Source organism: Lichenicola cladoniae (genome assembly GCF_013201075.1).
In the GTDB taxonomy this organism is placed as follows: domain Bacteria; phylum Pseudomonadota; class Alphaproteobacteria; order Acetobacterales; family Acetobacteraceae; genus Lichenicola; species Lichenicola cladoniae.
The window spans coordinates 3,649,291-3,668,555 of record NZ_CP053708.1; the positions used below are offsets into that span (position 1 = coordinate 3,649,291).

Genomic DNA, 19,265 nt, shown 5'->3' on the forward strand with positions numbered 1-19,265 from the left:
CTCGTCGGTCTCCCACTCGAATGTCGTCTATACGGGAGGCGGGGGCGCTTGCCGAAGCCGACGCAGGGCGCCGATCCTTGACATGCCTCGGCGGCCCGCCGCCTAGACGTTGAAGCGGAACAGCAGGACGTCGCCGTCCTTCACCAGGTATTCGCGGCCCTCGATACGCATCTTGCCGACTTCCTTGGCGCCGACTTCGCCCTTGAAGGCGATGTAGTCGTCGAACGCAATCGTTTCGCAGGCGATGAACCCACGCTCGAAATCGTTATGGATCACCGCGGCAGCCTGGGGAGCCTTCGTACCGACCGTAATGGTCCAGGCACGGGTCTCCTTCGGGCCGACGGTAAAATAGGTGGTCAGGCCTAGCAGGCGGTAGCCGGCGGCGATGACCCGGTCCAGGCCGCTGTCGGACAGGCCGAGCCCTTCCAGGAACTCGGTCCGGTCGGCTTCCGGCAACTGGCTCACTTCCGCCTCGATCGCGGCGGACACCACCACCATTGCGGCACCCTCGGCACGGGCCTTCGCGGCGACACGCTCGGACTGCGCGTTGCCGGTGGCGGCCGCAGCTTCCTCGACGTTGCACACATACAGCACCGGCTTGCTGGTCATCAGCTGGAGCCGGCGCACCGCCTCCTCCTCGCCCTTGGGGATCGCGGTGCGGGCCGGCTGGCCGGCGCGCAGGACCTCCAGCAGCGGCTCCATGATCGCGACCTGCGCCTGGGCGTCGCGGTCGTTGTTCTTGGCTTTCTTCTGCAGCGGCAGCAGACGCTTTTCCAGGCTGTCCATGTCGGCCAGCATCAGCTCGGTCTCGACCGTGTCGGCATCGCGGATCGGATCGACCGAGCCCTCGACATGGGTAACGTCATCGTCCTCGAAGCAGCGCAGCACGTGGATGATGGCATCCACCTCGCGGATGTTGGCGAGGAACTGGTTGCCGAGACCCTCGCCGCGCGAGGCGCCGCGCACCAGGCCGGCAATGTCCACGAACTCGAGGCTGGTCGGCACGATCTTCTGCGACTTGCCGATGGTGGCCAGCGCCTGCAGCCGCGGATCGGGCACCGCGACGCGGCCGACATTAGGCTCGATTGTGCAGAACGGATAGTTCGCCGCCTGTGCCGCCGCCGTTGCGGTGAGCGCGTTGAACAGGGTGGATTTGCCGACGTTCGGCAGTCCGACAATGCCGCAATTGAAGCCCATCAGTTTTGATCCTTCGAGCCCTGATCGCCAACGAGAAGGGCGACGCGCGTCATGAACAATTCAGGTTTTCCGTCCGGCAATCCCGCCGCCAGCAACGGCGCCGCATCCGCGACTGCGTCGAGCATGGTTCTCAGCCAGGGCAGGTCCACCTTGGCGAAGTCTCCGAGCACGTGGCCGGTGACCCGCTCCTTGGAGCCCGGATGGCCGATACCGAGGCGCACCCGCCAATAGTCGGGCATACCCAGCATGCGATCCATGCTCCGCAACCCGTTATGCCCGGCAGCACCGCCGCCCCGCTTCACCCTGATCCGGCCGGGCGCCAGGTCGAGCTCGTCGTGAAAGGCGGTGATGGAATCGGGCAGCATCTTGTAGAACGCGGCCGCCGCCTGGACGCTCTCGCCGGACGCATTCATGTAGGTGAGCGGCTTCAGCGCCAGCACCTTGATGCCGCTGACCTGGCCTTCGCAGAACTCGCCCTTGAATCGCTTCCGCCACGGCGAGAAGCCGTGGCGGCGTGCGATCGCATCGATCGCCATGAACCCTATATTGTGCCGCTGCCGCGCCATCCCGGGCTCGGGATTGCCGAGTCCGGTCCAGAGCAGCATCGGCGTCAGGGTCCGTGCGGCCTACTTCTTGCCGGCGGGCTTGGCGGCCGGCTTTGCTGCGGCCGGCTTGCCCGCTGCGGGCTTGGACGGCGCCTTGCTGCCACCCTTTGCCGGAGCGGCCGGTGCAGCCGCTGCTGCGGCAACCGGCTCGAGCTCGGCAACCACGGTCGGCGCCGCGACAGTCGCGATGACGAAGTCGCGGTCCGCGATCACCGGATGCACGTTCTCGACATCCTTGACGTCCGACCAGCGCACGTTGTCGTTGATGTCCAGGCCAGCGAGGTCGACGGTGAAGTTCGCCGGGATATGGTCCGGGTCGACCGACACTTCGATCGTGTGGCGAACGACGTTCAACACACCGCCGCGCTTGATGCCGACCGAGGTCTCTTCGTTGATGAACACCACCTGGACGGCGACCTTGATCTGCTCGCCCGGTGCCAGTCGCTGGAAATCGACATGGATGGGACGGTCGGTCACCGGATGCAGCTGCACTTCGCGCATCAGCGCACGCACGGAAGCGCCGCCGCCGGCATTGACCTCGTACAGGCGCGAGCGCCAGCCGGACTTGGTCAGCTCGCGCATCACCACGCGCGGGTCGAGCGAAATCAGCGTTGCCGGCTGTCTCGCGCCGTAGATCACGGCCGGGACCAGCCCTTCACGCCTCGTTGCGCGCGCCGCCCCCTTACCAGCCTCCTCACGCGTCGAAGCCTCGATCGTCGTAAAATTGGTCACTGTCTGCTCCTGAATGGAAACGCGCCGGCCTCCAGGGGTGCCAGCGCGTGGACGCACGCTTCCAGGCGAAACGCCAAGCGCGAAGGCGCGCATCTAGCGAAAAACCGTTTGCGAGGCAAGCTTTTGGCCTGTCTCAGCTCACCACGAAACGGTAGCTGGTCGAGCGGCTGCCGCCCTCGTTGCGGATCAGCAGGCCGCGCGCGACCAGCCCGGCGATATCACGCTGGGCCGTATCGGCCGAGCAATGGCCCAGCGAGGCCCATTTGCGGGCGGTGACATGCCCCTCGAACCCGTCGAGCAGACGCCCGAGCATGGCCTGCTGGCGCTCGTTGAAAGGCGCTGTCCCGGCCTGGGCCTGCCAGAAGGCCGCACGTGCCAGCACCCTGGCGGTCGAGCCTTCGGCGGCCTCGATCGCACCGGCGTAGCAGTCGATGAACCAGACCAGCCAGGCGGTGATGTCGAGGGAGCCGCCCTGGGCGGCTTCCAGCGTGTCGTAATAGCCCTTCCGCTCGCGCTCGATCTGCGCCGACAAGGCATAGAAGCGGCTGCCGGTGCGCTCCATCTGCGCGATCGCCAGGTCCACCACGGCCCGGCCGATGCGGCCGTTGCCATCGTCCAGCGGATGGATGGTCAGGAACCACAGATGCGCCAGTGCGGCGCGCAGCAGCGGGTCGAGGCTCACGCTCGTGTGGTTGAACCAGTGCAGGTATCGCTGCATCTCCACCGGGACACGCGATGCGGGCGGCGCTTCGTAATGGAGCCTGGGTTTGGCGCCATACAGGCCGGACACGATCTGCATGGCGCCGAGCCAGTCGCTCCGCCAGCACCCGACATCGATCGGGTGTTTTCTGGTTTGCACCACCGGGAACAGGTCGGCGTGCCATCCGAACAGCCGCCCGTCGGTCAACGGGGCGTCGTAGTGCCTGGTGGCGTCGAACAGGATGTCGGCCAGCCCTTCGGCCCGCCGGTCGCGAGGCCCGGTATCGTCCAGGCCGAGATCCACCCCAAGTCTGCGCGCGATCGAGGAGCGAACGCTGTCGGTGTCCAGGGTCTCGCCTTCGATGGCGGAAGTCTTGAGCGCGTCCTGCGACAGCGTCTCGAGTTCGGTCTCGAGGCGCGCATGCAGCCCGACGCTGCGCATCAGGCCCAGGAACAAGCCCTGCCGGTGCCGGACCTCGGCAAGGCGCGGCAGCAGAACCACGCCGTCCCAGCGAAACGCCGGCCAGTCCGGCAACTGCCAGATGTAAGTTGGTCCCGCCATGACTATTCGCCGCACATCATGCGGTAAATATAGCAGCTATTCGCCGCATAGTGTGCGGCGAATAAGCGATTATTCACCGCAACCGTGGTCTACCCGTGCTGGGTAACGTCCGTCAGCACCCACGGCAGCGGCTCTGGCGAGCCTGGCGTCAGCCACAACGGCACTGCGTTCTGCAGCCGGACGTTGGCCGGCAGCCCCATCGCCATGCGCAGCGCCCGGAACATCGCGCCGTGGCAGACGATCAGCGCCGCACCCTCGCCGGAGGTCGCCCGATCGACGGCTCCGACGGCACGCGACACCAGGTCCTGGAAAACCTCGGCACCCTTCGGCGTGTAATCGCCCGCAATCCAGGAATCGTACCAGCTCCCCATCGGCTGGCCTTCCTGCTCGCCGAAACAAACCTCCTGGAGGTCGGTCTCCGTGGTGATCGGCAGCAGCACCCGATCCTGAGTGGCCAGCGCCTGCGCCACGATCTCGGCGGTGCGAAAGGCACGCTTAAGAGGCGAGGATACGATGCGGGTGATCGGCGCGAAATCGTCCCAGTGCTTGGCCATCACCTGGGCGGCGCGCTCGGCCTGTTCGATCCCGTTCTGGTTCAGCTCGATGTCGGAACGGCCCTGGCTCAGGCCACGGGCATTCCAGTCCGTTTCGCCATGGCGCAGATACCAGAACGGTCGTGTGGATAATCGTGCAGTCATGAGGCTCTCAATCGAACAGCGAGCTGACGGAGCTTTCATCCGACACTGCCCGCATGGCGTTGGCAAGCAGCTGGGCAATGGTGATCTGGCGCATGTTGGCGGCCGAGCGCACCGCGTCGGTGGCCAGGATGCTGTCGGTGATCGTCATCATCTCGATCGGCGATGCGGCGACGCGCGAGACCGCGCCGCCGGTCAGCACGCCGTGCGTGACATAGGCGCCAACCGAACTGGCGCCGCGACCGATCAGCGCATCGGCCGCGTTGCAGAAGGTGCCGCCGCTATCGATGATGTCGTCGACCAGCAGGCAGTGCCGGCCGGACACGTCGCCGATCACGTTCATCACCTCGGACATGCCGGCACGCTCGCGTCGCTTGTCGATGATCGCGAGATCGACGTTCAGCCGCTTGGCCAGCTGACGGGCCCGCACCACGCCGCCAACGTCGGGCGAGACAATCATCAGGTCGCGATTGCCATAGCGCTCCTTGATGTCGCGCGTGAACAGGGGTGCGGCGAACAGGTTATCGACCGGGATATCGAAGAAGCCCTGGATCTGGCCGGCATGCAGATCCATCGTCAGCACCCGGTTGGCGCCGGCCTCGACGATCAGGTTGGCGACCAGCTTGGCGCTGATCGGGGTGCGCGGGCCCGATTTCCGGTCCTGCCGCGCATAGCCGAAATACGGCATGACAGCGGTGATGCGCCGTGCCGAACCCCGGCGCAGCGTGTCGATCATGATGAGCAGTTCCATCAGGTTGTCGTTGGTCGGGTAGCAGGTGCTCTGCACCACGAACACGTCCTCGCCGCGGACGTTCTCCTGGATCTCGACGAAGATTTCCATGTCGGCAAAGCGTCGCACCACCGCCTTGCAGAGCGGCAGGTTCAGCGCGGAAGCAACTGCTTCGGCCAGGGGCCGGTTGCTGTTGCAGGCGACGATCTTCATGGCGTGAGGCTCCGGAAGCGGCCAGTCCGGCCATGGTCACGGCAAAGCCGGGACCAGCGCCGCCGCGTTCTATCAACGGCACCCGGCGCTGTCACGCGATGGCGGACGGTCACCGCGTGATTGCCCGCGCAGCGTGGCTTTCGGGAAGACCCTCAGGAACCGGGCAGCGGCGGATGGGGCCGGCCTTCGTTGTTGGCGATCACCTCGCGTATGCCGCCCGCCGCCTCCTGGGCCGCATCGGTGGCGACATTGCCCCAGAACCCGTCGAGCGAATGCGCCGGCACGTCGTGCAGCTGGGTCGCCTTGCCAGCCTCGTGGCCCTTGGCGTTCTGCACCGTCCAGACGATCTCGATGTGCTGGACGCCGTCCTTGGGCCGGTCCGGCTTGGAGATCGAGACATGCCCGCCGACCGTGTAGTCGGCGTCCTTCGGGGTGGTCTGCAGCAGGTTGCGGCCATCCGGCAACTGCATCGCCAGCTGGCGCGCGAGCTCGATATCGCCGTTGCCGGGGGCCCCGGTGACGCCCGTGAAATAGACGCGGGTCGGGCGGTTGAGCAGGCTGTTCGGGTCGGTCTGCGCCTGCTCGGCCTGGATGCCGGTCAGCATGGTGTTCACCTGGACGGCGGCAAGCTGCGCGTTGCCGGCGAGCAATGCGGGATCGGCGCTGACCCAGGCGCCGGCCGGGACCGGAGTGCCATCCTGGCTGGCGCGCACGTGGCCGCCGGGGCTCACGATCTGGTAGGTCGGGATCACCTGGTCGCCATGCAGCCTGGCCTTGACCGCCAGGTGCCAGTCACCCCTGCGAGCTGGCTGTGCGACCGCAGGCACTTCCTTCTGCAGCAGCGCTGTGACCAGCGCGTTGGTCCAGACATGCGCCTGCGGGTCAGCCAGCAGCGCGCCCGTCGGTGTCGGGATGTCGAGCCTTGCCGGCGGTGGCACGGCCAGCCGCAAGGCGGTGGCGCCGGGATTGCCGGCAAAGGGCTGCGGCAGATCGCCGCAAGCCGACAGCATTGCCAGCAGGCAGACACTGGCAATTGCCGCGAGCCGAGGGCGGTTGATCAGCCGCATGCGATCACCGACATCTGGTGGCCGATCGGCCCGCCGCCGCCGAGCGTGCGCCGCCGGTGGCTGAAGAATCTCGTGTCGTCCGATTTTGTATCGCAGCCGAGTACGTCGATCGTGCCGACACCGCAGGCCAGCAGCCGGGCTGCACAATAGCCTGCAAGATCGAAATGTAGCCGGTCGCCGGCACCTGCGTGGAAGAACCGGTCCGGCGCCTCGATGGTGCCGGCATCGACGATCTGGTCGCGCACGTCCGGGCCGACCTCGTAGCTCGCCTGGCCGATGCAGGGTCCGACCGCCGCCACGATGTCGCCGCGCCGGGCGCCGAGCGCTTGCATGGCGACCACGGCGCTTTCGAGTATTCCGGCCGCTGCGCCGCGCCAGCCGGCATGCGCCGCACCGACCACGCCGCGGGCCGGGTCGGCCAACAGCACCGGTCCGCAATCGGCGGTGATGATGCCGAGCGCGATGCCGGGCCGATCTGTGACCATGGCGTCGGCGCGCGGACCTTCGCCGGTGCGCCAGGGCACCGATACGCTCGCGACGTCGGTCCCGTGGGTCTGGGTCACCCCCATCAGGAACTCCGGGGCCACACCCATTGCCGACGCGATCAGGCGACGGTTCTCGCGCAATGCGTCCGGGGTGTCGCCGCTGTTGACGCTCGCATTGAGGCTCGCATACGGCCCCTCCGACACGCCGCCGATCCGGGTAAAGAAGCCGTGCCGGCATGGCGACAGCAGCTTGCTTTCCAGGAACACCGGGGATTGGACCGTCATGCCTGCGTTCATCCTGTCCTCTCCACTGGTTCGAAACCCGGCAGCATGCCGATCGACGGGTGGCAGACCGCCATCGCCTTGAACAGGCGCCCCATCCGCTCGGGCGCCGCCAGCCGGTGCGCACCATCGATCAGCGCCCGAGCCTCACCGGGTGGACGCCCGCGCGCAAGCCGCTCGGTGCGTGCGAACAGGCCGAGCGCCGTCAGGAAGGCGCCCTGGCCGACTGGGCCATGCACGGTGGCACCGATGCCGAGCGCCACGTCGCGCAGGGCCGGAAAATCGACATGCGCGGTCAGGTCGGCTTCGCCGGGATCGAGCAGTGGATCGGCCGGCTGGCCCTGCCGCAGCGCCTGCAGGGTTTCGCCGGCCACCGGCCGGTCCAGGCCGTAATCAAGGAACAGGGCGACGCCGACGGTACCGGCCAGGCGCCGTGCCAGGAGGCCGGCGATCGCCAGGGCGGGCTCGCAGATCTCGATCACCCCGCCGGGTTCCACCGTGCGCCGGTCGAGCGGCGGCGGGGGCGGGTCCGAATCGTGCAGGACGAAATTGCCATCCCGGACATGGCGCTCCATCCAGCCGTCCTGCGTCCGGACCAGCTGGCGGATCGGCAGGGCATCGAGAAACTCGTTGGCCAGCAGGATGAACGGCCCGTCCGGCACATCCTCGAGCCGGTCGTGCCAGGCGATCGGCGCGGCGGTGGCCGGCGCCAGCGCGTCGTGCTGGATCGCCCGTAGCCTCGGCGACGTCTCCACCAGCTGCAGGCGCAGCGCCTGGGCGAAATCCGGCGCCAGGCGCCCGACCAGCCGGAGCGCATCCGCCATCAGCGTGCCCCGGCCCGGGCCGGCCTCGATCAGCAGCACCGGGTCGGGCGAGCCCATCGACTGCCACGTCACGACCGCCCATGCACCGAGGATTTCACCGAACGCCTGGCTGATTTCCGGCGCGGTGATGAAGTCGGCGAACGGATCGCGGGTCGCGTAGTAGGCGGCGTTGGCCCGCTCCATGAAGCGGTCGAGCCGCTCCTCCGGAAGGGCCGGCCCGGCCGGGTCCAGGGGAATGCCTTCGCTCAAGCCGCGTCCTGCAGCAGGATCGGCGTCAGCTTCGGCTGGCGCCTGGAATAGACGATGAGGGCGATCCCGGCGACCGCCATCGGGATGCAGAGCAACTGCCCCATGGTGGTGCCGAAGGCCAGGTAGTTCAGGAACGAGTCCGGCTGCCGGAAATGCTCGCCGATGGCGCGCAGGATCGCATATCCCAGCAGGAAGATGCCGGTCAGCAGCCCGGCTCGCTCGCGGATGGTGATCCTGCGGGCCAGCAGCAGCATGACGCACAGCAGCAGCACGCCCTCCATCAGCGCCTCGTAGATCTCGCTCGGATGACGCGGGATGGCATCGACGCGCGGAAAGATCATCGCCCAGGGCAAGGACGGATCGGCGGGCCGGCCCCACAGCTCGCCGTTGATGAAGTTGGCGAGCCGGCCGAGTCCGAGCCCGACCGGCACCACCACGGCGAGCCGGTCCGCAAAGCCGAGCAGGTTGATGCCGCGCCTGCGGGTGAACACGATCAGCGCGACGACCACGCCGAGCATGCCGCCATGGAAGCTCATGCCACCGTGCCAGAGCTCCAGCATCGCCAGCGGGTGCGAGAAATACAGGCCGGGCTGATAGAACAGGATGTAGCCGAAGCGGCCGCCGAGCACGACGCCGAGCGTGGCCCAGGTCAGGAAGTCATCGACCTGCAGCGGGGTCGCCACGGCCGGTGCCCGCACCGCGAGCCGGCGCATCAGCCGCCAGCCGATCACCAGGGCGGTGATGTAGGCCAGGGCATACCAGCGGATCGCCAGCGGACCGAACTGCACCAGTACGGGATCGAATTCGGGGAACACCAGAACGGGAAACATGGGCAGGCGGGTCCTGGATCAGAGATACGGGTCGTTGGACGCCAGGCGCTGCACGTAGCGGCGCACGCCGTCCTCGAGCGAGGTGAACTGGCCCGGGTAGCCGGCAGTGCGCAGCCGGGTCATGTCGGCGCAGGTATAGGACTGGTACTGGCCGCGCAACGCTTCGGGCATGTCGACGAACGCCACCTGACGGCCGACGCCGGCGGCATCGGACACCGCATGCGCCAGGTCGAGGTAGGTCCGGGCGATCCCGGTACCGAGGTTGAACAGGCCGCTGACCGATGGCGTATCGAGCAGCCATAGCAGCACGTCCACCACGTCGCCGACCCAGATGAAATCGCGTGCCTGCGCGCCGTCCGCGAGGCCGGGCCGGTCCGAGCGGAACAGCCGCGCCGGCAGCCCGGCCACGACCTCCCGGTGCTTGACCTTCACCACCGAGATCATGCCGGCCTTATGATACTCGTTCGGGCCATACACGTTGAAGAACTTGAGGCCGGCCCATTGCGGCGGCGCCTCGGCGCCGCTTTCCAGCTGGCGCCGGACCCAAAGGTCGAAGGCGTGCTTGGACCAGCCATACAGGTTGAGCGGCCGCAGATCGTCCAGGCGCCCCGGATCGTCGGAGAACGCGCCCTCCCCTTCCGCGGCGCCGTAGGTTGCGGCGGAGGACGCATACAGGAACGGAACCCGTTGCCGCGCGCACCAGGACCAGAGGCGTTGCGACAGCGCAACGTTGGTCTGCCAGACAAGGTCGCCGTCACGCGCCGTGGTCTCGCTGATGGCGCCCAAATGCACCACGGCGTCGAGCCCGGGCCCGCCCTGCGTGGTCGTGCCCAGGAACTCATCCAGCTGCTCGGGCAGCAGCAGGCGCTGCGGCGGGTGCCGGGCGATGTTGCGCCATTTCAGGTCGCTGCCGAGCCGGTCCACGAGGGCCGTGTCCAGCCCACGCTGCTGCAGGGTGGCGTTCAGGCACGAGCCGATGAAGCCGGCGCCGCCGGTAACGAGGATCATGCCTCGCTTATACGAGGCTGGGCCGGACTTGGAACAGCCAGGGCCCGGACCGGCAGGCCGGGAACGGGCGGGCGATGAAACCGGGCAGGTCGGCGCCCATATCCGTAAGTGGAGCGGTCCCGTAGAGTACGGGGACCAACCAGGCGCCGCTGGTGCGCCGTATCGAAGAGGACAGGACAATGGCCGAGAGATCCCGGATCTTCGACGACTTCGCCGGTGTTGCCGGTGGGGCGTTTTCCGCCATCGCAGGCATAGGCGAGGAACTCGGCGCCCTGGTGCGTTCGCGTGTCGACGAGGCGCTTTCGGCGCTGCAACTGGTCCGGCGCGAGGAATTCGAGGCGGTGAGCGAACTGGCCGCCGCGGCCCGGGACGGCCAGGAAGCGGCGACTGCGCGGCTGGCAACCCTCGAGGCGCGGCTTGCCGTGCTGGAGGGACATGCCGGCCTGGCCACCGGGACGCCGGGCGGTTCGGGCGAACATGACCCGCATGCCGCGCAGGGTGCGCCGGGCGGACCGCCGCCGCGATCCGGTATCGACGATGGGTCCTCGGACGTGCCGTCCGCCGGCTTCTGAACGACCTGAGGCAAGCACGCCACACTCGCGTGTGAATTGGCAGGGGTGCTTGCGGCGTCGCCGCCACATCCATAGGCTTCGCTTCGGGCTAGCCCCACAACGTCCGGCATGCTGTCCGAACGACAGTCGCCGACGCATTGGTGCAATACCCGTTCGCAGACGTAGGCACTCGGGCCAATGCCCGAGCCGCCCTCCACAGATTTGGGGAGCCCCGCATGCCTGCTCTCAATACCGTCTCCAACAAGCCCGCTTCCAACCCGCTCGACCTGATGGAACAGATCGTCGGCGGCTACGAATGGGCGTTCGACCGACGCACCGACAACGAGATGGCCGCCGAGGCGCCAGGCAAATGGTGCGACTACGGCCTCTATTTCTCTTGGTCGCGCGAGATCAGCGCGATGCACTTCACCTGCGCATTCGACCTCAAGGTGCCCGCCCAGCAGCGCCGGAACCTGTTCGAGCTGCTGGCGCTTGCCAACGAACGGCTCTGGATCGGCCATTTCGGCATGGACCCGGATGACGGCATGCCGCTGTTCCGTCATTCGGTGCTGCTGCGCGGCACCGCGAGCGCCTCGGTCGAGAGCCTCGAGGACATGGTGGATATCGCGCTGACCGAGTGCGAGCGGTTCTATCCGGCATTCCAGTTCGTGCTGTGGGGCGGCAAGTCGCCGGCCGACGCGCTCGAATGTGCGATGCTGGAATGTGCCGGCGAAGCCTAGATTGGCCGACCAGGATGCCCTGATTCCACCGCTGCTGCTGGTAGGCTGCGGCCGGATGGGCAGCGCGCTGCTGTCCGGCTGGAACGCGGAAGGCCTGTCGCCGTCGGTGATCATCGATCCGGCTGCCGATAGGTCAGCGCCGGATAGTCATGTCCGAGTGACCACGGCGGCATCTATCCAGGCCGGAGCCCGATTCGCGGCAGTGATCCTGGCAATCAAGCCGCAGCTCGCCGACCAGGCAATGGCGGCGGTCGCGCCGCTGATCGGCGACGCCGTGGTGCTGTCGATCATGGCCGGACGCACGCTCGCCGGCCTGCGCACGGCGCTTCCCGCTGCCGCCGGCCTGGTCCGGGCGATGCCGAACACTCCGGCCGCGATCGGCAAGGGCATCTCGGTGGCGGTCGCCGAGCCCGGTGTCGGGACGCTGCAGCGCGATCTGTGCGACCGGCTGCTGCGAGCCGCCGGCTCGGTCGCATGGATCGAGGACGAGGCGCTGCTCGACCCCGTGACCGCAGTATCCGGCAGCGGGCCGGCCTACGTGTTCCTGCTGGCCGAACTGCTCGAAGCCGCCGGTCGCGAGCAGGGGCTTCCCGCCTCGCTTGCCCGGCGGCTGGCGCGAGAGACCATCACTGGCGCCGGCGCCCTGCTCGCCGCCGCCGACGAGGATGCCGCGGACCTCAGGCGTGCGGTCACCAGCCCCGGGGGCACGACCCAGGCCGCCTTGTCGGTGCTGATGGCAGAGGACGCCTGGCCACGGGCAGTGCATCAGGCGATCCGCGAGGCGACTACCCGGTCGCGTACGCTGGCAAGCTGAGCCCGCGACCTGGGCGCCAGGTCACGTCCCCACGATATCGCCGCTTGCAACTGCCCTGATCCGGTCACACGAATGCGTCATGGATTGCCGCGTTGGCATGTGAAGCTATTTGGGCGAGACACCTCTTCATGGACGAACAATTCGACTCTGCCCTGATCCAGGCTGCCATGGCCCGCGCCGAGCTGGTGGGCTGGCGCCGCGTCAACGTCGCGGAGGCGGCTCGCGACGCCAACCTGCCGCTGGACGAGGCGCGGGTCCGGTTCCCGTTCCGGTCCACGATCCTGCTCCGGCTCTGTCTGCTGGCGGATCGCGCAGCGCTGATCGACGATGGTTCGACCGGCACCGTCAGGGAGCGGCTGTTCGACCTGCTGATGCGCCGGATCGACGTGCTCCAGCAGTATCGCGGCGGCGTGCAGTCGGTGTTGCGGGCAATCCCGTTCGATCCCGCGCTGGCCCTGCTGCTCGGGGCGGCGACGGCGGACAGCATGAGCTGGATGGCACAGGCAGCCGGGCTGGACATCAGCCGGCTTAGCGGCGGCCTTCGCAACCGGGGCCTGATCGGCGTGTGGCTACAGACCGTCCGGGCCTGGGACAAGGACGATAGCGCCGACCTGTCCGGCACGATGGTGGCGCTGGACAAGGCGCTCGACCGGGCCGAGTGGCTCGGACGCATGCTGGACCGGCCGCTGTTCGGCCAGGGCGGCGCGGAGGTGGATCCAACGCCTCTGGACCAGAGCGTCATGCTGGCCGGAGGACAGGTCGGCCGGCAGGCGAACGGTGGCCTGGACGATGACGAGTTGCTCGATACCGGACCGGTCGGCCCGCTGGCCTGACGATACCCTGACCGGTCGGCTGCAACGGTGGCCCTTTACGGCGCCGCAGCCTGATCCTATCTAGGGCCGCCGTCCGGATGGACGGGATGGCGATGGGGCGTAGCCAAGCGGCAAGGCAGCGGATTTTGATTCCGCCATGCGGAGGTTCGAATCCTCCCGCCCCAACCAGAACAGGCCGTTAGTCCTCCGACAGGAGATCGAACGACGGTCGAGCCAACATCGAATTGTGGCAAACTGTTACGAAATGATTATGGAAAGTTACGGCGATTGCAAAAGCAGTGGCCGGCTGATCCCCTGTCCATGTCATGACAGTCCGGAAGTGCGCTGGCCTGGAGTAAAAACACCGTGCCAGCGCAGTCGACGCAATTCCCGGAGGAAAGAGCCTGTGGCTCAGACCGCCTTCTTCAGGTTCGGGCTGGCCTTGAACCGGACGGTCTTGCCAGCCTTGACCTTGACCGGCTCGCCGGTGCGGGGGTTCAGCGCCTTGCGGGCCTTGGTCTTGCGCACGGTGAAAGTGCCGAACGAGGGAAGCGTGAAACCACCTTCCTTCTTCAGTTCACGCACGATCGCCAGGATCAGATCGGCAGCAGCCAGATTGGCAGCGACACCGGTGCAGTCGATGGAGTCCTGGATGACACCGGCAATGAAAGCCTTGCTCATAGAAACGGGTTGCTCCTTGTTGAAACCAAAAAACACCATTGATAAGTCAACTGCTCATCATTGGCCTGTCGTCATCTCTGGCTCTTACTCCCGGTTCACGCCATGCGCAAACAGCTAAAGCGTGAAGAACTGGCAATATCCTGTTGCCAGGACTGCAAAGGGACGAGGTTGTCGCTAGACGTCGTATCCGATCTGCGAACTCCGGAAACAAAAAGAAGACATCGCGTATATGGCCACCAAGATCTGCCTTTTTTCACATTACGATGCGCGTGGCGTGATTGCCCCACATGTCATCCATTACTTGAAACAAATCGGCACATGCGGTTTCACGGTCCATATCGCCCTGTCCGGGATGACGGGCCTGTCCGACACGGACAGAACAGCGCTCGATTGCATCGGTGCGGTCGCCCATCTGCGACCGAACCGAGGTCTTGATTTCGGTGCGTGGCAGGATCTTGTCGCAACCGGATGCACGGCCGGCGCAACCACTATTCTTTTGGCCAATGACAGTGTCTTTGGACCAATGCAGCCGCTGGAGCCGATTTTTACCAGGATGCAGGCCCGTGACACTGACGTCTGGGGGATGGTCGAATCACGCGAGGGTGCCTGGCATCTTCAATCCTGGTTCCTGTGCTTCACGGCGGCGGCTTTTGAAGCGCCGGCGGTCGAACGGGTCATGCGACTTCCGTTCCATGAAATGAGTAAAACCGAGATCGTCCTGCACGGCGAACTCGGACTCGGCGTGGCGATCACGGCTGCAGGGCTCAACTGGGATGCATCCTGGTCTCCATCCAGACGCCGGCTACGACGACTGGTGCCGGGAAACCCAATGCATCTCGACTTCCTGTCCGTGATGCGATCGGGACAAGTACCGTTCATCAAGGTCGAGCTGCTGCGCGATAATCCAACCGCGGTGCGCTGGGTCGAACAGTGGCGGAACCACGTGGGGGAACGGGCGATTTTTTCGGCAGACTGGATCGATCTGCACCTCGCCGACGGGGGCCGTCATACGGCGCCGCGGCAGCCACGAAGCATCAGGACCCGGCTGCTCTACGCAGCGATCAGTCGCGATCAGCCGGAGGCACTGCGCTCGCTGGTCGGCCTGTAAGTCGGCCGGCCAGCGTCCTCAAGGACTCGGCTGAGCCAGCCGATCGGTCACGCTGCGCAATACGCCGAGTAGTTCATCGGCTTGACGATGATAGGTGGCGAGCGCCGACGTGTGCGGATTGTTATATCGGTCAAGACGTTCCGGCACGAGAAGGAGTTCGCTGACTGCTTCAAGCAGGCCGTGTTCGCGGCCGTCGAGCGGGATCAAACGCCCGTTGACGCCATCGTCGATATCCTCCGCCTGACCGCCGCCGGCCGTGGCGATCACCCAGACATCGCGGGCCAGGGCCTCGCGGACGCTGAGCCCGAAGCTCTCCTTCCATTGCGACGGGAACAGCAGGACATCGATGCGGTCAAAGAAATCATCGAGCTCCGACTGCTTGTAGGCCGGCACGACGGTGATCTTTCCCTGCACCGTCCAGGCGGATACGTCGATCGACCGGAAGCCGAGATTGAGCGTGTTGTCGACCAGCACGAGTTCCCAGTTGGACTGTGTCAGTGCCTCGAATGTCGCGCGGACCAGGTGGAAGCCTTTGATCGGCTCGTTGCCACCGACGAACCCGAACCGTAGCGGACTGCCCGGCTGCCTCGGCGTTCGCGCCTTCGACGGCATGCGGATGCCATTGCGATGAACCCGCACCGTCGACGGGTCCAGCCCGTTCGCCAGGTAGAGCTGGCGATGCGATTCGCTGGGCGAGAGCAGCAGGCTGGCCCGATGCAGGATACTGGTCATGATCCGCATCCGCTCGTTCAGGTGACGGGCGGCAGGCAGGCAATTCTGGCACACACGCAGGTCGATCCGGGTCTGGAAACAGTAGCGGTTGTCGCCACGGACCATGAACTGGCGATCGCAGAGCCACCACGCATCGTGCAGCGTGACCACGTAGGGAATGCCGCGCTCATGGCACAGGCGCAGGATCGAAGCGCCGAATCCCTGGATGGAATGCGCATGCACCACGTCCGGCCGCACCGCGTCCAGCATCTGGCCGAAGACCGCGACCATCGACGGGTTGTCCAGCTGGGCGACCTGGTCGCTCGATGACGACAGGTTCGTGGCAAACACCGTGATGCCGTCCGTCGTGTAGCGGAGGATCGAGTTCGGGCGCCCGGGCAGGGCTGGCCGGGAGGCAAAGACACACAGCTCGACCCCGTCCGCCCGGTTCAGCCGTGCGGCAAGTTCCTGTGCCACGATGGTCGCGCCGCCGAAGCTTTGTGGCGTAAAGAAGATGTTCGCGGATACCACGCGCAGCGCCTTGCGTACCGGTTCCGGCAATGGACCAGCTAGCTGCGCGACCTGCTCGCGTGCGATCCGCTCCGGTGCATAGCGGTCCATGACGTCCTGCAGAGCCTGCGCGCCCAGGCGTTGCCGCAGATCCGGGTCGAGGATCAGGCGTTCGAGCGCCGCCTCCCATTCCTGGACCGTATCGGCGAGGAGCCCGTTGCTGTCCTGCACGACGACATCGCGGAATGACTGCCGCGGCGAGACCACGGACGGCATTCCGAGGATGGCAGCTTCCTGAAACTTGATATTGCTTTTGGCGTCGTTGAAGACCGTCGGCTCGAGCGGCGCGATCGCGATATCCGCTTCCGCGAGCAGGCCGAGATAGGCGCGGTAGTTGGTGCCGGCGATTTCCTCTATGCGGCCGGCGACGGCGGCGAACCCTTCGGGGATGGTGAGATCCCCGACGATACGCAGGCGCAGATGCGGGTGCCGCTGCAGCAGCAACAGGATCGCCGGCGCCGCGACCACGAAGTCGGCATCGTGAGTCTTGGTGCCGGACCCGTAGACGATCGTCACCGGTCGCACGTCCGCTTCGCTGCTCAGAATTGCCGACCGGACCTGCCGCAGGGTGGCGGCGACCTCGAGCGTTTCCGCGTCGAGCGCATTCTCCACGACGCAGGTCGTCGGAATGCCGGCCTCCCGCATGCTCTGGGCCAGGCGTGAGGTAGACGCGATCGTGCGTCTGCAGCTCAGCATCGCCTCGCGGTAGAGCCGGATACCAGCCAGGACCTCGCGACGCAGGGCGGGTTCTAGCGTCTTGAGATTGCTGTTTTCGCGATAGAGAGCCTCGTCGAAAATGAGGTCGTCGACTTCCCACCAGGGGTCGAGCCCCAGGCGCCTGGCTTCCTCGATCATCGAGAGCACGATCGGCTCACCGGGCACCCGGTAGAAAATGACCTCGGTGCAGAACTGCAGTCCGGTCATCACATGGTCGATCTCGCGCCAGCCGATGACCTGGCAGGACCAACCAAGGCGCTCCAGCAGTTCCTGTTTTTGCCAGACGCGATATTTCGCGCATTGCGGGATGCTGAGCTCGGCAACGATAAGGATCGACGGAGACAGGAAGCCCCGCTCGACCAGGGATGGCGCTTCGTAGGGATTGACCGGCGCTTCCTGAACGGTCGCGGCCACAGCGTCCGGGACGGGCGGCTCGGTCACGCCAGGGATCGGCTTGGCCCGGCGCCATCTATGGTCCGCCAGGGGTACACGCCGCGCCAGCCGGCGACCGAGCCCTGCGGCACCTTCGGCCTGGAAGATGCCCGCAACATGATTCGCGACCTGTGCGATGGTACGGCCACTCGGGAGCCGGCCGGCGGCGAGGGCACGGACATTGCGGACAGGAACAGTCAGCCTCCAGGAGACCGAGCGCTCAAGGAGCCAGATACGATGCCGGACCTGGTCCAGACTGGCCTGGAGCCCGTCGCTTCGAAGCCCCTGCAATCTGAGGCTGGCGTTCGCACTCTCGAGCATAGCCTGGTTGTCGATGATCTCGCGTCGAAGCCGGATCAGTTCGTCAGCCGGCGCCTGGTCCGGTCGGCTGGATGCATGAAGGCTGGTCGGAGACACCGGATCACCGTCCATTTAAAATCCTGCCATCCAAGACGCTCTACGAAAAAAAACCGGGCCACGAGGGCCCGGTTTCTTGCACGTTTACTGCCAGGACCCAAGGGCCCTGGCGGAAGCGGTCGGGTTATGCGTCGCCGATGAAGCTGCCGGACTTCAGGTTGGTGACGTTGTTGAAGGTGATGGTCGACTTGTCGGCCAGGGTGACCGTGGTGTTGGAACCGGAAACCACCGCGGTGCTGAGCGTCTTTGCAACTTCGTTGGCGCCGTAGCCATAAAGCTGGACCATGTTCCCGGCGGAGCTGCCGAAATCGCTGATCGTGATCGAGGCGTTACCTGCGGTGCCGTTCGCGGCGATGATGAACTGGTTCACACCGGTGCCGCCGGAGAGGGTCTGGTTACCGATGCCGGCAACCAGCGTATCGTCGCCGCTACCACCGCTGACACTGACGCCAGTTGCCGTGGATGCGTTCGTAACGAAGCCGATGAAGCCCTGGCTGCTCCCCGATCCGTTGAGTGTCTCGTTGCCGGAGCCTGCAATGACCATCCCGTGGCCGGTGTAGGTGATGTTCGAGCCGTCCGCACCGAATACGGTGGCGGTACCGTTGCCGGAGTTCACCGTCGCGTTGCCCAAGCCGCCGACGAACGTCAGCGAAGCGCTGCCGGTCTGCGTCAGGGACGTGCCGCCCGCGCCATAGACGGTTGTGTCGCCGGCTGCGTTGATGGTGTCGGACGTTCCTGCGAACACGGTCGAGGCGCCGTTCAGGGTGTAGAAGCTGTTCGTGCCGCCGACGATCAACGCACTGCCGGTGCCGCCGGAGAGGCTGGTGCTGGTGCCTGCCTTGTCGTCGACGACAAGGTTGCCGGAGCCGCCATAGATGGTGCTGTTCGTGCCGGTCAGGCTGATGGTGGCGCTGCCCGAACTGGCCAGGATGCGATCGGTGCCTTCCGAGACAACGGTATCGGCGCCGGAACCGAGATTGATCAGATTGTTGCCGGTGCCGCCATAGATCTGGGTCGCACCCGTTCCGGCGAAGATGCTGTCGTTGCCGTCGCTGGTCGCGATGCTGTAGGTGCCTGCACCGGATCCAAGGAACAGGTTGTTCCCGCCGCCGGCGATGAACGAGCCCGACTCGTTACCCGAGATGAATGTCGCGCCGCCGATGCCGACCAGCGTGTTCAAAACGGTGCCGGTCTGGGCTGCCGAGGCATCGAGGAAGACCTGCTTGGTCGTTTCGGTCGTGATGTAGTTGTAGCCTGCCGGGAAGGTATAGAAACCGCCCTCGGTCGCCACATATTCGTTGATCTTGCCCGTGGGGGTCGGAACGGCGGTTCCGTCGCCCTCGACCGAGAAGAGAGTGCCATTGGAGGCCGCCCCGTTCACAGCGTCATGATACGCCTGCGACAAGGAATAGGCATGGGCACCGTTGACCGTGACCGCAATCACATTCCCCGACGCGCCGACAACCGTAACTACGCCACCACTAGCCATACTCATCCCCTGTTTATCGTCCCAATGACCGATCGGTCATTACGA

20 protein-coding genes and 1 tRNA gene are annotated in these 19,265 nt (G+C 66.2%); 6 read left to right on the forward strand and 15 right to left on the reverse strand.

Features of this window, described 5'->3' with window-relative positions; genetic code table 11:
- Positions 1–102: 102 nt before the first annotated feature.
- The 11 genes from ychF to rfaD all read right to left on the reverse strand — a co-directional run bounded on the left by ychF (position 103) and on the right by rfaD (position 10,178).
- On the reverse strand, positions 103–1,197 hold the full coding sequence (gene ychF / locus HN018_RS16510; protein WP_171833046.1) for a redox-regulated ATPase YchF: 1,095 nt from the start codon (positions 1,195–1,197) through the stop codon (positions 103–105).
- Entirely contained in the window at positions 1,197–1,802 is a 606-nt protein-coding gene (pth, locus tag HN018_RS16515) for an aminoacyl-tRNA hydrolase (RefSeq protein ID WP_171833045.1), read from the reverse strand. The genes ychF and pth overlap by 1 nt, the downstream gene beginning before the upstream one ends.
- 21 nt (positions 1,803–1,823) lie before the next feature.
- On the reverse strand, positions 1,824–2,534 hold the full coding sequence (locus HN018_RS16520; RefSeq protein ID WP_239478762.1) for a 50S ribosomal protein L25/general stress protein Ctc: 711 nt from the start codon (positions 2,532–2,534) through the stop codon (positions 1,824–1,826).
- 133 nt (positions 2,535–2,667) lie between these two features.
- Positions 2,668–3,795 (reverse strand): Fic family protein, encoded by a 1,128-nt coding sequence (locus tag HN018_RS16525; protein WP_171833043.1) that lies wholly within the window; start codon positions 3,793–3,795, stop codon positions 2,668–2,670.
- 89 nt (positions 3,796–3,884) lie between these two features.
- Entirely contained in the window at positions 3,885–4,493 is a 609-nt protein-coding gene (locus tag HN018_RS16530) for a histidine phosphatase family protein (protein WP_171833042.1), read from the reverse strand.
- Positions 4,494–4,500: 7 nt separating this feature from the next.
- A complete protein-coding gene (locus HN018_RS16535) occupies positions 4,501–5,433 on the reverse strand; it encodes a ribose-phosphate pyrophosphokinase (protein WP_171833041.1) in 933 nt (310 codons plus the stop codon).
- Between the two features lie 152 nt (positions 5,434–5,585).
- Positions 5,586–6,500 (reverse strand): hypothetical protein, encoded by a 915-nt coding sequence (locus HN018_RS16540; RefSeq protein WP_171833040.1) that lies wholly within the window; start codon positions 6,498–6,500, stop codon positions 5,586–5,588.
- Positions 6,491–7,270: a peptidoglycan editing factor PgeF gene (gene pgeF / locus HN018_RS16545; protein WP_239478763.1), complete on the reverse strand. Its 780-nt coding sequence runs from the start codon at positions 7,268–7,270 to the stop codon at positions 6,491–6,493. Before pgeF ends, HN018_RS16540 begins: the two co-directional genes overlap by 10 nt.
- A gap of 8 nt (positions 7,271–7,278) precedes the next feature.
- Positions 7,279–8,274, reverse strand: a complete 996-nt coding sequence (locus tag HN018_RS16550) for a class I SAM-dependent methyltransferase (protein WP_171833508.1) — start codon at positions 8,272–8,274, stop codon at positions 7,279–7,281.
- Positions 8,275–8,336: 62 nt separating this feature from the next.
- Positions 8,337–9,170 (reverse strand): prolipoprotein diacylglyceryl transferase, encoded by an 834-nt coding sequence (gene lgt / locus HN018_RS16555; protein WP_171833038.1) that lies wholly within the window; start codon positions 9,168–9,170, stop codon positions 8,337–8,339.
- 18 nt (positions 9,171–9,188) lie between these two features.
- Complete coding sequence (rfaD, locus tag HN018_RS16560) at positions 9,189–10,178, reverse strand: ADP-glyceromanno-heptose 6-epimerase (RefSeq protein ID WP_171833037.1); 990 nt, start codon at positions 10,176–10,178, stop codon at positions 9,189–9,191.
- Between the two features lie 179 nt (positions 10,179–10,357).
- On the opposite strand from rfaD, the gene HN018_RS29420 reads away from it, so the two are divergent.
- The 5 genes from HN018_RS29420 to HN018_RS16585 all read left to right on the forward strand — a co-directional run bounded on the left by HN018_RS29420 (position 10,358) and on the right by HN018_RS16585 (position 13,284).
- Complete coding sequence (locus tag HN018_RS29420) at positions 10,358–10,750, forward strand: accessory factor UbiK family protein (RefSeq protein WP_171833036.1); 393 nt, start codon at positions 10,358–10,360, stop codon at positions 10,748–10,750.
- Positions 10,751–10,965: 215 nt separating this feature from the next.
- Positions 10,966–11,469, forward strand: a complete 504-nt coding sequence (locus HN018_RS16570; protein WP_171833035.1) for a type III secretion system chaperone family protein — start codon at positions 10,966–10,968, stop codon at positions 11,467–11,469.
- 1 nt (position 11,470) lies between these two features.
- A complete protein-coding gene (gene proC, locus HN018_RS16575; RefSeq protein WP_171833034.1) occupies positions 11,471–12,283 on the forward strand; it encodes a pyrroline-5-carboxylate reductase in 813 nt (270 codons plus the stop codon).
- A gap of 128 nt (positions 12,284–12,411) precedes the next feature.
- The gene (locus tag HN018_RS16580) at positions 12,412–13,116 is read left to right on the forward strand and encodes a TetR family transcriptional regulator (RefSeq protein ID WP_171833033.1); all 705 of its coding nucleotides are present in this window, start codon (positions 12,412–12,414) and stop codon (positions 13,114–13,116) included.
- Between the two features lie 93 nt (positions 13,117–13,209).
- Positions 13,210–13,284: transfer RNA gene (locus HN018_RS16585), tRNA-Gln, on the forward strand.
- Between the two features lie 222 nt (positions 13,285–13,506).
- Here HN018_RS16585 and HN018_RS16590 read toward each other — a convergent pair.
- Entirely contained in the window at positions 13,507–13,776 is a 270-nt protein-coding gene (locus tag HN018_RS16590) for an HU family DNA-binding protein (protein WP_171833507.1), read from the reverse strand.
- Positions 13,777–14,029: 253 nt separating this feature from the next.
- On the reverse strand, positions 14,030–14,188 hold the full coding sequence (locus tag HN018_RS28705) for a hypothetical protein (protein ID WP_239479367.1): 159 nt from the start codon (positions 14,186–14,188) through the stop codon (positions 14,030–14,032).
- On the opposite strand from HN018_RS28705, the gene HN018_RS16595 reads away from it, so the two are divergent.
- Positions 14,129–14,884: a rhamnan synthesis F family protein gene (locus HN018_RS16595; protein WP_239479328.1), complete on the forward strand. Its 756-nt coding sequence runs from the start codon at positions 14,129–14,131 to the stop codon at positions 14,882–14,884. The two genes, HN018_RS28705 and HN018_RS16595, sit on opposite strands and share 60 nt — an antisense overlap.
- 18 nt (positions 14,885–14,902) lie before the next feature.
- Here the strand turns inward: HN018_RS16595 and HN018_RS16600 are convergent, their stop codons facing one another.
- Together HN018_RS16600 and HN018_RS16605 are read right to left on the reverse strand one after the other, a co-directional pair.
- Entirely contained in the window at positions 14,903–17,746 is a 2,844-nt protein-coding gene (locus tag HN018_RS16600) for a glycosyltransferase (RefSeq protein ID WP_239478766.1), read from the reverse strand.
- Between the two features lie 109 nt (positions 17,747–17,855).
- A complete protein-coding gene (locus HN018_RS16605) occupies positions 17,856–19,226 on the reverse strand; it encodes a beta strand repeat-containing protein (protein ID WP_171833031.1) in 1,371 nt (456 codons plus the stop codon).
- Positions 19,227–19,265 lie beyond the last annotated feature (39 nt).

Bases quoted from the DNA above. Each gene is read 5' to 3' on its own strand.
- ychF (WP_171833046.1), bottom strand. From the start codon at position 1,197: ATGGGCTTCAATTGCGGCATTGTCGGACTGCCGAACGTCGGCAAATCC.
- pth (WP_171833045.1), bottom strand. From the start codon at position 1,802: ATGCTGCTCTGGACCGGACTCGGCAATCCCGAGCCCGGGATGGCGCGG.
- HN018_RS16525 (WP_171833043.1), bottom strand. From the start codon at position 3,795: ATGGCGGGACCAACTTACATCTGGCAGTTGCCGGACTGGCCGGCGTTT.
- HN018_RS16530 (WP_171833042.1), bottom strand. From the start codon at position 4,493: ATGACTGCACGATTATCCACACGACCGTTCTGGTATCTGCGCCATGGC.
- HN018_RS16535 (WP_171833041.1), bottom strand. From the start codon at position 5,433: ATGAAGATCGTCGCCTGCAACAGCAACCGGCCCCTGGCCGAAGCAGTT.
- HN018_RS16540 (WP_171833040.1), bottom strand. From the start codon at position 6,500: ATGCGGCTGATCAACCGCCCTCGGCTCGCGGCAATTGCCAGTGTCTGC.
- pgeF (WP_239478763.1), bottom strand. From the start codon at position 7,270: ATGACGGTCCAATCCCCGGTGTTCCTGGAAAGCAAGCTGCTGTCGCCA.
- HN018_RS16550 (WP_171833508.1), bottom strand. From the start codon at position 8,274: ATGGAGCGGGCCAACGCCGCCTACTACGCGACCCGCGATCCGTTCGCC.
- lgt (WP_171833038.1), bottom strand. From the start codon at position 9,170: ATGTTTCCCGTTCTGGTGTTCCCCGAATTCGATCCCGTACTGGTGCAG.
- rfaD (WP_171833037.1), bottom strand. From the start codon at position 10,178: ATGATCCTCGTTACCGGCGGCGCCGGCTTCATCGGCTCGTGCCTGAAC.
- HN018_RS29420 (WP_171833036.1), top strand. From the start codon at position 10,358: ATGGCCGAGAGATCCCGGATCTTCGACGACTTCGCCGGTGTTGCCGGT.
- HN018_RS16570 (WP_171833035.1), top strand. From the start codon at position 10,966: ATGCCTGCTCTCAATACCGTCTCCAACAAGCCCGCTTCCAACCCGCTC.
- HN018_RS16580 (WP_171833033.1), top strand. From the start codon at position 12,412: ATGGACGAACAATTCGACTCTGCCCTGATCCAGGCTGCCATGGCCCGC.
- HN018_RS16590 (WP_171833507.1), bottom strand. From the start codon at position 13,776: ATGAGCAAGGCTTTCATTGCCGGTGTCATCCAGGACTCCATCGACTGC.
- HN018_RS16595 (WP_239479328.1), top strand. From the start codon at position 14,129: ATGACGGGCCTGTCCGACACGGACAGAACAGCGCTCGATTGCATCGGT.
- HN018_RS28705 (WP_239479367.1), bottom strand. From the start codon at position 14,188: ATGGGCGACCGCACCGATGCAATCGAGCGCTGTTCTGTCCGTGTCGGA.
- HN018_RS16600 (WP_239478766.1), bottom strand. From the start codon at position 17,746: ATGGACGGTGATCCGGTGTCTCCGACCAGCCTTCATGCATCCAGCCGA.
- HN018_RS16605 (WP_171833031.1), bottom strand. From the start codon at position 19,226: ATGAGTATGGCTAGTGGTGGCGTAGTTACGGTTGTCGGCGCGTCGGGG.